The sequence below is a fragment of the Pseudoxanthomonas japonensis genome, from assembly GCF_043632995.1.
Taxonomy (GTDB): domain Bacteria; phylum Pseudomonadota; class Gammaproteobacteria; order Xanthomonadales; family Xanthomonadaceae; genus Pseudoxanthomonas_A; species Pseudoxanthomonas_A japonensis.
Genome location: NZ_CP171632.1, coordinates 4,044,597 through 4,057,229, shown reverse-complemented (window position 1 = coordinate 4,057,229; position 12,633 = coordinate 4,044,597). Strand labels below are relative to the sequence as shown.

The window sequence follows — 12,633 nt, the reverse complement described above, 5'->3', positions numbered from 1 at the left end:
CCCTGGAGAATAAAGATGCGCTCGAGTCAACCTCGCATGACCGCCTTCCGCGGCATGGCGCTCGCGGCGATCGCGTGGCTGGGCGCCACTCCGGTCCGTGCGCAGGGCGATGTCATGGTCGCCATCGCCACACCGGACCAGTCCACGAAGGGGGAAACACCATGAAGCCGCATCGCACCGCAGGCACGCTGTGCCTTTGCGCAGCGCTGATGCTGCCGTGGGCAGGGGAGTCGTGGGCGCAGGAGCCCACTTCGCCGACGCCACGGTCGAACCCGCTGATCCGCGACAAGTTCACCGCCGATCCGGCGCCGCTGGTGGTGGGTGATCGTCTGTACCTGTACGTCGGACACGACGAGGCGCAGCGCGACGAGATGTTCACCATGCGCGAGTGGCTGGTCTATTCGACGACGGACATGGCGACCTGGGTCGACCACGGTCCGATCATGCAGGTGGCCGACTTCGCCTGGGCCAAGGCCGATGCCTGGGCGTCACAGGCCATCGAGAAGGATGGCCGGTTCTGGTTCTACGCCGCGGTCGAACACGACGACACGCAGCCGGGCAAGGCCATCGCGGTCGCGGTGTCGAACCGCCCGACGGGACCGTTCGTCGATGCGAAGGGCGCGGCCCTCATCACTAATGCGATGACGCCCAAGGGCACGCACAGCTGGGAGGACATCGATCCGACGGTGTTCACCGACGACGATGGCACCACCTGGATCGCCTGGGGCAACCGGCATTGCTACATCGCCCGGCTGAAGCCGAACATGATCGAGATCGACGGCCCCATCACCGAGATCACGCCACCACACTTCGAGGAAGGCCCGTGGCTGCACAAGCGTGGCGATCTCTATTACCTCACCTATGCCTCGCTCGACCGTGCGACCCACCGCGACGAGAAGGTGTCCTACGCCACCGCCCCTTCCATCCAGGGGCCGTGGACGTATCGCGGCGAACTCACGGGTTCGGGGAAGTACAGCTTCACCATCCATCCCGGCATCGCCACGTTCAAGGGCAGGGACTATCTGTTCCTGCACAACGCCGCCCTCACCATCGGCGACCAGAACGGTGCCATCGGCAGGCGTGCGGTCACGGCCCACTACCTGCAGTACGACGAGGATGGAAGCATGAAGCCCGTGCTCCAGACCGACGAGGGAGTATCCGTAGTGCCTGAGCGGCAGCCTTCCGCTCGCTGAAGGGTGCGGCAAGCGAGTACGGGAGCGGGTCGCTGTCCGGATTCGTCTCTCGGGTGAGCGGGAAGCAACGACATACGGATGCGGTTCCGGCAGTATCCGGATTCATCCGTAGCCGCTGGACATCGGGAGTTCGCCAGAGAGCTCACGCCTCGCGTTCTTCCTGCTGAAGCCGCTTGAACCCCATGCGCCGGGCGATGAAATCGTCCCCTCTCGTCCACTGGTGGAACATCGCCGCGAGCATGTGGAGGCACACCAGTCCCAGCAGGATCCACGCACCGTACACATGCACGTACCAGGCGACGGCGCGTCCGGTTTCCTCGTCCGGCGGGACGAACAGCGCCGGCATCTCGAGACCGCCGAACAAGGTGCGATCCGCGCCCATCCATACCCAGATGACATGCCCGCTGAGCGGCAATGCCAGCACCAGCAGATAAAGCAGGCCATGGATCCAGGATCGCGCACGATGTAGGCCGGGTGGTTCCTCGGTGTCCACTGCCGGCATGGACATCACCAGGCGCAGACAGAGTCGTAGCACCGTCAGGCCCAGGATCAGCATGCCCAGCCGGAAATGCAGCCGCAGCAGTGCCTCCGACCACCGCACGACGCCGTACTCCGCCACGAAGCCGAGCGTGAACTGCACCGCCAGCAGCAGGGCGAGCAGCCAGTGCAGCACGCGCAGCGGCAAGGGATAGCGTTCCAACACGGGCTTTCTCACGGTGCGCATCCGGGATACCCCGGGATGTTCCGGCCCAGCACGATGTCGCGACGTGCGAGCCATCCTTCCGCGGTCCGCACCGGCGCCACGATGCCGCCACCCCCGCGTCCCTTGTTCGCCTTGCGTGCGGCCGAGGCCGTCAGGTGCGGGTCGTCGCGGAACAGCACGTCGTCGATGTAGTACAGCGCGCAGCCGGGCTCGATGACGTACAGGTGGATGTGCTGTGGCATGGTGCTGCCCGGGTAGCTGCCGGGACGGATTGTCAGGAAGGTGTACGTTCCGTCCGCATCGCTGGCGGCCCATGCGCGCAGGCGCCCGTGCTGGCGGATGCCTGCATCGCGGTCGCCCCCTTCGCCCGGGTAGAGGCCTTGCCGGTCCGTCTGGTGCGCGTACACCACCACGCCGCCGCGCGGCTTGCCTTCCGCATCAATCACCTGTCCGGTCAGGCGCAGGCGCTCGCCGGGTTCGTCGTCGGGTGCCAGTCGGGCGATGGCGGGCGGGTCCGGGGGCAGGCCGATCAAGGGGACGTCGCAGTCCTCGCAGGGCAGTCCGACGACGGGCGTCGCGGCGGTGTCCGGTGGTGCGCACGCGGCAACCAGCAACAGGACGCATGTGCGTGCGACACGCGGCAGGGCCAAGGGGGTGGAGCGCGACATGGGCGGTCTCCGGTGGGTGCAGAAGAGAAGAGCCGGCATCGCCACGCTCCGTTAACCGCGCCTGGCGTGTTAACACTTCCGCCCGGACCGCCCTCTGCTTCCACGCCACTCCGGACTCCATGGGCCATGAAGGCCACGATCGATCCCGCTGACATCGCCAGGCAGGTGCAGGACGCGCAGCGAGGCGCGCAGGCGGCGTTCGCGTGGCTCTACCGCACGTTCGCGCCACTGGTGCATGCCATCCACCTGGGCATGACCTCGCGCGCCAGGGCGGAAGAACTGACGCAGGAAACCTTCGTCATCGCGTTCGACCGGTTGGCGCAACTGCGCGATCCCGCGTCCTTCGGTGCGTGGATCGCGAAGATTGCCCGCCGGAACCGTCCGGTTTCCAGGGTCGAGGAACGGGTCCTTGCGGAAGCCGACGATCCTGCGTGGCCGGGTGCGGGTCCCGAATCTGTCGCCCAGGCGAACGAAGCCCTGCGTGCGATCCGGCGCTTGCCCGAGGCCTATCGCGAAACGCTGATGCTGCGACTGGTCGAAGGCCTGAGTGGTCCGGAGATCGCGAGCCTGACCGGGATGACGCCGGAGTCGGTCCGCGTGAACCTCCATCGCGGCATGGCCCGGCTGCGCGATGCGCTGGGCATGACCGCGCGGCACGAGGAGAGGGGTGATGACCGAACAACCTGATCCGCTGTGGGATCCGCAGCAGTCCGGCGACGAGACGCTGGCGCGCCTGACCTCGTTGCTGGGCCGGTATCGGCATGTGCCGGCACCCGAGCGCGTGTGGTCTGCGGGACCGCCGATCGTTCCGCGCAGGCGCACGCGCCGCGCCGTAATCGCAAGCGCCGTCGCGCTTGCGGCGTGCATGGCAGCCGTCGCCGTCTGGGTGCCCTGGCGCCTGCACTGGGACGAACGTCGGCAGTGGGCGGTCGACGCGGATGCCGGACCACTTCCGGCCACGCTGGGCGTCGGCAACATGCTGACGACCAGCGCCGGAGAATCGGCCACGGTCCGGGTGGCGCGCATCGGCCGCATGGACGTGCTGCCGGGAACGCGGATCCGGTTGCTGGACACGCGCGGTGGCCATCATCGTCTGGAACTGCTGGAAGGTCGCGTACGTGCGCGCATCTGGGCGCCTCCCGGGTACTTCGGCATTGCAGCGGGCGCCAGTGAAACCGTCGACCTGGGCTGCGAGTTCGAGATGAGCCGCAACCCGCAGGGCGAAGGGACGATCCACGTGACCAGTGGCTGGATCATGCATCGCGTGGACGGGCAGGAGACGCTGGTGCCTGCGGGATCGCGTCTGGACTTCGACGCGGCGCGCAGCGGCATTCCGCTCTCCACCATGTCGAGTCCCGCCTTCCGTGCCGCCGTCCAGCGACTGGACCTGGCGATGGCGGAGGGAAAGCGTCCGCCCGGGGCCGAGGAGGCCGTCGTCCGCGAGGCGACCGCATCAGACAGCTTCGCCTTGCTCAGCCTGCTGACGCGCTATCCCGCACTTGCCAGCGGCCCGGTCTATCCGAAGCTGGCAACGCTTCTCGACCTGCCGGTCGACGCCCCGCATCGGGACGCGTGGTCGCGTGGCAGCATGCACGCGATGAATCTGTGGTGGGAGCGTATTCCACGTCCCCCCAAGGCATGGTGGTTGAACTGGCAAGACGCGTTCCGGTAGTCGAGTCCGAGCATCGGAAAGGCGCCGGACCGGTCGGCCGGATGGTGATGGCGATACCTGGAGAATCCCTTTTGGATCTCATATCCCTCGGGTTCAAGATGGTCTGGGCGACGGTCGGACTCTTCTGGCTGTGGAGCGCCCGCGGCGTAAAGCGCTCCAGTCGTACCGAATCCCTGTTGCTCCAGCTTGTCGTCTACTGGGCACCCTTGCTCATGGCTTTCCTGCTGCTCGGGCCAAGCGACTGGTTCCAGGGCAGCTTCCTCAACGAGCGCTTCATTCCCAAGGCGTTGTGGACCAAAGGAGTGGGTCTCGCGCTCGCCGCCGCGGGTGCAATGCTGGCCTGCTGGTCGCGGCATATCCTGGGGCGCAACTGGAGCAGCGTCGTCCAGCTCAAGCAGGATCACGAGCTCATCGAGTCCGGCCCTTACCGGTACATCCGCCACCCCATCTACACCGGTCTTCTGCTCGCATTCCTGGGCACCGCGCTGAAGGTAGGCGACTGGCGGGGTCTCCTTGCCGTTGCGATCGTGCTGGCCTCCTTCTGGCGCAAACTCGGCGTGGAGGAGCGCTGGCTCAGCGAGGAATTCGGCGCTGCCTACGCGGCATACAGGCGGCGCACCAAGGCACTGGTTCCCGGGGTGATCTAGAGGCTGGCGTCGCAGTCGAAGCGAGCTTGCAGCGATCCGGCCGATGTCGGATTCCGACCGAGGCGGACGTCGTTCCGCGTCAGGCTCGGGCGATGGACGCGCCGCCGTCAACGAGAAAGGCCGTGCCGGTGATGAAGCTCGACGCATCCGATGCGAGATGCAGGACGGCGCGCGCAATCTCTTCCGGCGAGGCCATGCGTTTCAACGCATGAAGGCCCTCCACGAAGGCCAGCACCTCCGGCGTGGCGTCTGGCGCGTTGGTGATGCTGGCGGGCGTGTCGGTGCCTCCGGGGAGCACGGCATTCACACGGACCCCTTTCGCGCCGTACTCGGCCGCCAACGCCTTGACCAGGCCGATCTGGCCCGCCTTGCTGGCGGCATACGCCGCCATGCCGGGTAAGCCGGCCGTGTAGCCGACGAAGGAGGACGTGAAGATGAGCGAGCCTCCGCCGCGCGCCAGCATGGCCGGCACCTGGTACTTGGCGCCCAGGAACGCACTGGCAAGATTGGTGTCGAGCGTCTCGCGCCATTCGTCAAGCGACATCTCCGCGATGGGCTTCGTCTCTCCCACCACCCCCGCATTGTTGAACGCGACGTCAAGGCCACCGAAGCGGGTGACGGCCGCGTCGACCAGGGCCTTCGCCACTTCTTCGCGCCTGACGTCGCCCGCAACCGCGATGGCATGCCCGCCCGCCTCTTCGATTTCGCCGACGAGCGCGTCGAGTTCGGCGTGGCGGCGCCCACTCACCACGACGCTCGCGCCTTCTCTCGCGAATAGCCTGGCCGTCGCGCGTCCGATGCCGGAACTGGCGCCCGTGACGATGGCCACCTTCTTTGCCAATACATCCATCTGCAACTCCCGTCTCTTTGTGTCGGGAGAATCTATCGGCCCTTGTCGCCAGTCACTATCCGTTTCTTGCTTTCGTACCTTGCGGCGCAGCGTGATGTGCGATTTCGGGGCTGCTTGCGTCCGATGTGTCTGTTCCTGGCCGCGGATTCATATGATCGATGCAACACACGGATAGCTGCATAGGCAGTGGGAGTGTTGCAGATGAAGCGTAGGAAGAGGATCTACTACACCGACACCCAGAAGGCGCTGATGTGGAACCGTTGGCAGCAGGGCGAGTCGCTGCACCAGATCGCCTCCCTGTTTGACCGGCACCACAGCTCAGTGCGGAACATCTTGGCCGAGCACGGCGGCATTCGTCCGCCAGTGAGGCGTCGATCTCCGAGGGTGCTGAGCCTGGCCGAGCGCGAGGAGATCTCCCGCGGCTTGGCGGCGGGACGATCGATCCGCACGATTGCCGCATTGCTGGGGCGGGCGCCATCCACGATCAGTCGCGAGATCGATCGCAACGACGGCCCTGAAGGCTACCGCGCCAGCCAGGCCGACCATGCCGCCTGGGACCGGGCGCGGCGCCCCAAGCCCTGTAAGCTGGCGCTGCATCGAGCCTTGGCTGCTCGCGTGGCAGAGAAGATCCAGCGGCAGTGGTCGCCTGAGCAGGTGGCCGGCTGGCTCAAACGCACCTATCCCGATGATGCGAGCCGTCAAGTGTCCCACGAGGCCATCTATTGCACGCTCTATATCCAGTCGCGCGGGGCGCTGAAGCAGGAACTGCTCGTCCATCTGAGGCGCACGCGGGCGATGCGTCGATCACGACACCACACCCAGAAGACAGAGAACCACGGTCGGATTGCCGACACCGTCTCGATCAGCGAGCGGCCGGCAAGTGCCGAAGATCGGGCCGTGCCAGGACATTGGGAAGGCGACCTGCTGTTCGGTGACCGGAACAGTCAGATCGCCACGCTGGTGGAGCGACAGACGCGGTATCTGATGCTGGTGAAGGTGGCAGGCAAGGACACCGAGACCGTGGTCAATGCACTGATCAAGAATGCGCGCCGCCTGCCGAAGCAGCTGTACCGGTCGCTGACCTGGGATCGGGGCAAGGAAATGGCGGCGCACCGCCGCTTCACCTTGGCCACGGACATCCAGGTCTACTTCTGCGATCCGCATCATCCTTGGCAGCGCGGTACCAACGAGAACACCAACGGACTACTGCGGCAGTACTTCCCGAAGGGCATCAACCTGGCGAACGTCTCGCAGGCCAAGCTGGACGCCGTGGCGCGCCAGCTCAACGAGCGGCCACGCAAGACGCTGGACTACGAAACACCAGCAGAGCGATATCGAAAAACTGTTGCGTCGATCGGTTGAATCCAAGGCCGGAAGCAGACATAGGATCAAGTCTGAGTTGTAGGCGTGCGGATCACACCGGAATGCCGCTCAACAAGGTTTGCCACAACCATCCCACGCGCGCCACGCCGCCATCGCGCTACCGGGGAGGCTGTAGCTTGTGTTGGGGGTATAGCTCTCGCGGCCTGCGCAGTTGACCATCCGCGCCAAATTTGGATCGATTTAATGCGATGATCGCCGCCTGCGAATGATCACTGCCTGCAGGGGGAGCCATCAGTGGATGCCGTGCGGAGCCACGCCAAGGCCTGCCTTGTTGCCGACGTTGGCGGGACGAATGCAAGGTTGGGGTGGACCCGTGACGGTCAGGCGGTGCGGGACGTCGTGGTCTATCGCTGCAGGGACCATGTTTCACTGGCGCATATCCTGAACAAATATTTCAGCCGGATAGCAGGTGAACCAGGCGGAGAGACGGACTGGGATGCGGTCGTGGCCATTGCCGGATACCTGCACGGCGACCGCTTGGTCAACGCCAACCTGCCGTGGGAGGTCTCCGTCGTGGCAACCGCAGATGCTGCGCGGCTTGCTTCATTGGTCCTGATCAATGACTTCGGTGCAGTTGCCCATGCCCTTCCGGGGATCCAGCGGCACACGCTCGTTCCACTACTGCCGGGGCAGAGGGATGATGGCCTGCGGACACCCGCGCTGGTGCTCGGACCCGGCACCGGGCTCGGTGCCGCGATGTGCCTTGATCGCAGGGGCACAGAGGTGCTCTTGACCGAGTCGGGCCACGCCGCCCTGGCGGCGAATTCCCCGCTGGAGCTGGAGATCGTGCGCAGCCTCGCCGTGCGATGGCCGCACGTGGATACCGAGCGTGTGCTGTCGGGTACTGGGATGAAGAATCTGTACGAGGTCCTGGCTCGCATGCGAGGTGGGTCCCCGGCTCATCAGCACTCAGAACAGATTGTTGGCGCGGCGTTGGCCGGTGATGGGGTGGCTCGCGAGACGCTGGACGTTTTCTGCGCCTGGCTCGGCAGTTTTGTCGCAGACCTGGTACTGACGCTGGGAGCGCGCGAGGTCTATCTAGCAGGCGGTGTGACCACGCACATTGCCTCGTTTCTGCATGCCGGACCGTTCCAGCAACGCTACTCGACCAGATTCACGGCGGATCGGCTGTTGCCGCCCGTCTGGCGCATCGATCATGGGCAACTGGGCCTGGCGGGCGCCGCCATGTACTGGCGGGCGCATGCCTCGTCCCGCTATGGACATTCCATCGAGGAGCACGCATGAAGGGTAGGAGAAGGTTTCTGGGCCAGGTGGCCCTGTCGGCCGGGGCCATGGCGATGTCGCGGGCGACCGTCGCTGGAGCTGGCGATCGCGCCACCGTCGAGGGAGGGCGCGTGGTGTCCACGTGGGACTTCGGTGTTGGCGCCAATCAAGCGGCGTGGACGCGCCTGTCGGCGGGAGAAAGCGCACTGGACGCGGTCGAGCAGGGTGCACGGTGGGCCGAGACCGACCTGTGCAACCCGACGGTCGGACGCTGCGGCAATCCGGACCGGGACGGCGTGCTGACGCTGGACGCCAGCATCATGGATGGCGACGGACGCTGCGGTGCCGTGGCGGCGCTGGAGGACATCGACCATCCGATCAGCGTCGCGCGCCGGGTGATGGAGGAAACACCGCACGTGATGCTGGTCGGCGAAGGTGCGCAGCAGTTCGCCGTGTCGCAGGGCTTCAAGAAGCAGCGCCTGCTGACGCCTGAAGCGGAACATGCATGGAGGGAATGGCGCGGACGAGCGAAGTACGCACCCCAGATCAACGTCGAGCGGACCCTGAAGCCTGGCAACAAGGAAAATCACGACACGCTGGGCATGCTGGCGATCGACCGCACGGGCCGTCTCGCCGGTGCGTGCACGACCAGCGGCATGGCCTGGAAGATGCGCGGGCGTGTCGGCGACAGTCCTATCATCGGCGCAGGTCTGTACGTGGACAACGAAGTGGGCGCAGCGACGGCATCGGGCGTGGGTGAGGAAATGATCCGCAACGCGGCGAGCTTCCTGGTGGTGGAACTGATGCGCCAGGGCCGCACGCCGATGGACGCATGCCGCGAGGCCATCGAGAGGGTGGTACGTAAGCGTCCTGAAGCCAGCAAGTCGCTGCAGGTCTGCTTCCTCGCCATCAACCGGCATGGCGACGTAGGCGCCTACGCATTGCACGGTGGGTTCGTGTACGCGGTATGCGATGCGCGCAAGCAGGACGCTTTGTTGGCGTCGGACTCGGTCTACGGCGAGGGCGCGTGAACGTACTTGAGATAGCGGCAGGCTCGCTCGCCTCGGCTTTGGTCGCGCAGCATGCCGGTGCGGACCGTGTGGAACTGTGCGAAGGACTGGCATACGGCGGGACGACGCCGTCCTACGGCACGTTGGCGATCACGCGCGAGCGTCTGCGGATTCCCCTGTTCGTGCTCGTGCGGCCGCGCGCCGGCGATTTCCTATACGGCGCGCAGGAAGCCGAGGTGATGCTTCGGGACATCGAGAGCTGCGTCCGCCTGGGGTGCGATGGCATCGTGGTCGGTGCGCTCGATACCGATGGAAACGTCGATCTGTCCTTGTGCCGACAGCTTGTCTCCGCGGCGGGATCGCTGCCGGTCACGTTCCACCGTGCATTCGATGTCGCACGGAATCCTGCGGAAGCGCTGGAGCAGGTGATCGGGCTTGGCTTCGCACGGGTACTGACGTCGGGCGGATGCGCCACGGCCATGGAGGGCGCGGGGAATGTCGGCGCACGTGTGCGACAGGCGGCAGGGCGGATCGTGGTGATGCCGGGGGCAGGTATCGATGCCGGCAACGTCGCGGCGCTTGCGGTCGCCACAGGCGCCCATGAGTTCCATGCGTCCGCCAAGGCGCTACGGGTGTCGGCCATGCGCTTTCGCGCGACGGCGTTGGAGGGCTTGCCCTCCGACTGGACGGAAACCGATCCCGAACGCATCCGTGCCCTGCGCGCGGCGCTGGATGCCGGCGCGCAGCGGGGCTGAGCAGAATGCGCGGGTCTTATCGCGTCATCGAGTAAGGGGCTTGCAGCGCGGCACCCGTGCGCGCCTTGTCCGGCGCCGCCTGCATGGTGAAGCGCAGTTCGCCGCCCGCCAGGATCTCCGCGTGTTCCACATAGGTCCGGCCCAGCGGCTTGCCGTTGAGCGTCACGCTGCCCACGTAGGTGTGCGCAGCGTCGAGGCCGTCGGCGACGACGGTGAAGCGCTTGCCGTTGGGGAGATGCAGCGTGGCGCGAGGCAGGAACGGACGACCGAGCACGTACTGGTTGCTGCCCGGCGTGACCGGATAGAAGCCGAGCGCAGTGAACACGTACCAGGCCGACATCTGGCCGAGGTCGTCGTTGCCGGCCAGGCCGTCGGGCCGAGGCGCATACTGGGTGTCCATGATCTGCTTCAAGCGCGCCTGCGTGCGCCAAGGTTGCCCTGCATAGGCGTACAGGTAGGCGACATGGTGGCTGGGCTCGTTGCCATGCGCATACCAGCCGATCAGCCCGGTGATGTCTTCCATATGCTCGAACACAGACGGATCGACCTTGGCGTCGAACACGGCATCCAGCATGTTGAGCAACGCATCGCTGCCGCCATGCGCCGCCGCCAGTCCTGCGACGTCCTGGGGCACGTACCAGGAGTACTGCCAGGCATTGCCTTCCGTGTAGTCGGTGCCGTAGCCGCTGGCGGTCGGATCGAAGGGCTCGCGGAACGCACCATCGCGCTTGCGGGCGCGCATGAAGCCGGTGCCCGGATCGAACGCATGCTTCCAGTTGGCCGCGCGCCGGCTGAACTCCTCCGCCACATCGGCCTTGCCCATCGCCTGCGCCATCTGCGCGATGGTCCAGTCGTCGTAGGCGTACTCCAGCGTCTTGCTCGCAGCTTCGCCTTCTTCGTCGATCGGCACGTAGCCGAGTTCGCGATAGGCGGCGATGCCGTCGTAGGGGCCGTAGTTGGCGCTGGCGACCATGGCCTGCAGCGCTTCGTCGGCGTCGTAGCCGCGGATGCCCTTCATGTAGGCGTCCGCGATCACCGGGACGGCGTGATAGCCGATCATGCACCACGTTTCCAGACCGTGGAACGACCAGACAGGCAGCACCCCGTACGGACTTTCGCGGCGTGACGCCAGCAGCGAGTTGACGAAATCGTTGGTGCGTTGCTCCGGTTGGATCAACGTGGCAAGCGGATGCAGTGCACGATAGGTGTCCCACAGGGAGAAGGTGGAGTAGTTCGTCCAACCTTTCGCCTGATGCACGGCGTTGTCCGGGCCGCGGTAGCGGCCGTCGCTGTCCATGAAGAGCGTGGGGCCCAGCAGCGTGTGGTACAGCGCGGTGTAGAAACTGGTGCGCTGCGCGGCGTCACCCTTGGCTTCGACGGCGCCAAGTGCGTCGCTCCACTGCTGTTTCGCAGACGCGCGCATGCCGTCGAAATCCCAGTCCGGTGCTTCCGCATCGAGGTTGGCGATGGCGCCCTCTTCGCTGACCGGCGAGATGGCGACCTTCACCAGCAGCGGTTGGCCGGAAGCGGGTGCGATGTCGAACGCCGCCACCAACTGGCGCCCCTCGATCTGTGCGCGCTGGCCGGGATCCTTCTCGCCCGGCGGCGGGAACCCCTTGTAGGGAATGTCCTGTTCGGTGTTGTGCAGCTGGTGGCCGGTGATCGGCTGCGAGAAACGCATGGCGAAGTAGAGCTGTCGACCAGGTGCCCAGCCGCGCGTTTCGCGGAAGCCGGTCACCGTACCATCCGGCCGCACGCGCACCCGCGACCACGAGATCTTGCCGGGGTAGTCGTACATGCTGGTGCGCAGATCCAGCACCACATGGGCCGGCTTGTCCTTGGGAAACGTGTAGCGATGCATGCCGACGCGCAGGCTGGCGGTCAGTTCGGCGCGTACCTCGTGATCGTCCAACGTGACCGCGTAGTAGCCGGGCTGTGCGGTTTCGGTCGCATGGCGGAAGCGGGACGTGTAACCGCTGCGCGGCTTGTCAGGATCGCCCCGCTCGAGTTTCAGCTCGCCGGTGGTGGGCATCAGCAGCAGGTCGCCCAGGTCCGAGTGACCCGTGCCCGAGAAATGCGTGTGCGAGAAGCCGACGATGGTCGTGTCGTCGTAGCGATAGCCCGCTGCCCACCCGTAGCCATCCTTGCGCGGCTGGATACGCGTGTCCGGCGAGAGCTGGACCATGCCGTACGGCACGGTAGCGCCCGGGAAGGTGTGGCCTTCGCCGCCCGTGCCGATGAAGGGATCGACCGCCCGGTAGGCCGCATCGCCCACGCTGGATGGCGCCGCAAGTGCGTCGCCCGGCAGGAAAGTGGACGTTCCCGCGAGTCCCGCCAGTATCACCGCCGCCGCACCGAGCTGCTTCATCTCAACGCCTTTTGGATCGGTCGAATTGCGGGAAATTAGCATACGAAACCAAGGCCGGTGATCGAGAAAGGGCGGGAGCGCGCGCCCGATCATTCTTCCGGCGCGCTCCCTCGCTACTGCTGCGCAGCAGCATGCAAGATCCTGGATGGCGTGGTAAATC

General features: G+C 66.1%; 13 protein-coding genes. 9 read left to right on the top strand and 4 right to left on the bottom strand.

From position 1 onward, the window contains the following. Positions 1-36: 36 nt before the first annotated feature. Both ACGHX3_RS19000 and ACGHX3_RS18995 read left to right on the top strand, forming a co-directional pair. Positions 37-165 (top strand): hypothetical protein, encoded by a 129-nt coding sequence (locus ACGHX3_RS19000; RefSeq protein WP_394695867.1) that lies wholly within the window; start codon positions 37-39, stop codon positions 163-165. Beyond that, complete coding sequence (locus tag ACGHX3_RS18995; protein WP_394695866.1) at positions 162-1,193, top strand: glycoside hydrolase family 43 protein; 1,032 nt, start codon at positions 162-164, stop codon at positions 1,191-1,193. The genes ACGHX3_RS19000 and ACGHX3_RS18995 overlap by 4 nt, the downstream gene beginning before the upstream one ends. Positions 1,194-1,335: 142 nt before the next feature. Here ACGHX3_RS18995 and ACGHX3_RS18990 read toward each other — a convergent pair whose 3' ends face one another. Together ACGHX3_RS18990 and ACGHX3_RS18985 are read right to left on the bottom strand one after the other, a co-directional pair. Further along, on the bottom strand, positions 1,336-1,908 hold the full coding sequence (locus tag ACGHX3_RS18990; RefSeq protein WP_394695865.1) for a cytochrome b: 573 nt from the start codon (positions 1,906-1,908) through the stop codon (positions 1,336-1,338). Continuing rightward, the gene (locus tag ACGHX3_RS18985; RefSeq protein ID WP_394695864.1) at positions 1,905-2,564 is read right to left on the bottom strand and encodes a hypothetical protein; all 660 of its coding nucleotides are present in this window, start codon (positions 2,562-2,564) and stop codon (positions 1,905-1,907) included. Before ACGHX3_RS18985 ends, ACGHX3_RS18990 begins: the two co-directional genes overlap by 4 nt. A gap of 126 nt (positions 2,565-2,690) precedes the next feature. On the opposite strand from ACGHX3_RS18985, the gene ACGHX3_RS18980 reads away from it, so the two are divergent. Genes ACGHX3_RS18980 through ACGHX3_RS18970 form a run of 3 tightly spaced genes read left to right on the top strand, consistent with a single transcriptional unit; the run spans position 2,691 to position 4,883 of the window. After that, positions 2,691-3,251 (top strand): RNA polymerase sigma factor, encoded by a 561-nt coding sequence (locus ACGHX3_RS18980; RefSeq protein WP_394695863.1) that lies wholly within the window; start codon positions 2,691-2,693, stop codon positions 3,249-3,251. After that, on the top strand, positions 3,235-4,236 hold the full coding sequence (locus ACGHX3_RS18975) for a hypothetical protein (protein ID WP_394695862.1): 1,002 nt from the start codon (positions 3,235-3,237) through the stop codon (positions 4,234-4,236). Before ACGHX3_RS18980 ends, ACGHX3_RS18975 begins: the two co-directional genes overlap by 17 nt. After that, complete coding sequence (locus ACGHX3_RS18970; RefSeq protein ID WP_394695861.1) at positions 4,203-4,883, top strand: methyltransferase family protein; 681 nt, start codon at positions 4,203-4,205, stop codon at positions 4,881-4,883. Before ACGHX3_RS18975 ends, ACGHX3_RS18970 begins: the two co-directional genes overlap by 34 nt. A gap of 79 nt (positions 4,884-4,962) precedes the next feature. Here the strand turns inward: ACGHX3_RS18970 and ACGHX3_RS18965 are convergent, their stop codons facing one another. After that, the gene (locus tag ACGHX3_RS18965) at positions 4,963-5,733 is read right to left on the bottom strand and encodes an SDR family oxidoreductase (RefSeq protein WP_394695860.1); all 771 of its coding nucleotides are present in this window, start codon (positions 5,731-5,733) and stop codon (positions 4,963-4,965) included. 201 nt (positions 5,734-5,934) lie between these two features. On the opposite strand from ACGHX3_RS18965, the gene ACGHX3_RS18960 reads away from it, so the two are divergent. The 4 genes from ACGHX3_RS18960 (at position 5,935) to ACGHX3_RS18945 (ending at position 10,105) form a co-directional block, all read left to right on the top strand. Then, positions 5,935-7,095 (top strand): IS30 family transposase, encoded by a 1,161-nt coding sequence (locus ACGHX3_RS18960; protein ID WP_394695859.1) that lies wholly within the window; start codon positions 5,935-5,937, stop codon positions 7,093-7,095. A gap of 321 nt (positions 7,096-7,416) precedes the next feature. After that, positions 7,417-8,361, top strand: a complete 945-nt coding sequence (locus ACGHX3_RS18955; RefSeq protein WP_394695858.1) for a glucokinase — start codon at positions 7,417-7,419, stop codon at positions 8,359-8,361. Next, entirely contained in the window at positions 8,358-9,371 is a 1,014-nt protein-coding gene (locus ACGHX3_RS18950; protein WP_394695857.1) for a N(4)-(beta-N-acetylglucosaminyl)-L-asparaginase, read from the top strand. The genes ACGHX3_RS18955 and ACGHX3_RS18950 overlap by 4 nt, the downstream gene beginning before the upstream one ends. Beyond that, positions 9,368-10,105 (top strand): copper homeostasis protein CutC, encoded by a 738-nt coding sequence (locus tag ACGHX3_RS18945; protein ID WP_394695856.1) that lies wholly within the window; start codon positions 9,368-9,370, stop codon positions 10,103-10,105. The genes ACGHX3_RS18950 and ACGHX3_RS18945 overlap by 4 nt, the downstream gene beginning before the upstream one ends. A gap of 16 nt (positions 10,106-10,121) precedes the next feature. Here ACGHX3_RS18945 and ACGHX3_RS18940 read toward each other — a convergent pair whose 3' ends face one another. After that, positions 10,122-12,473: a GH92 family glycosyl hydrolase gene (locus ACGHX3_RS18940; protein ID WP_394695855.1), complete on the bottom strand. Its 2,352-nt coding sequence runs from the start codon at positions 12,471-12,473 to the stop codon at positions 10,122-10,124. Positions 12,474-12,633: the final 160 nt, after the last annotated feature.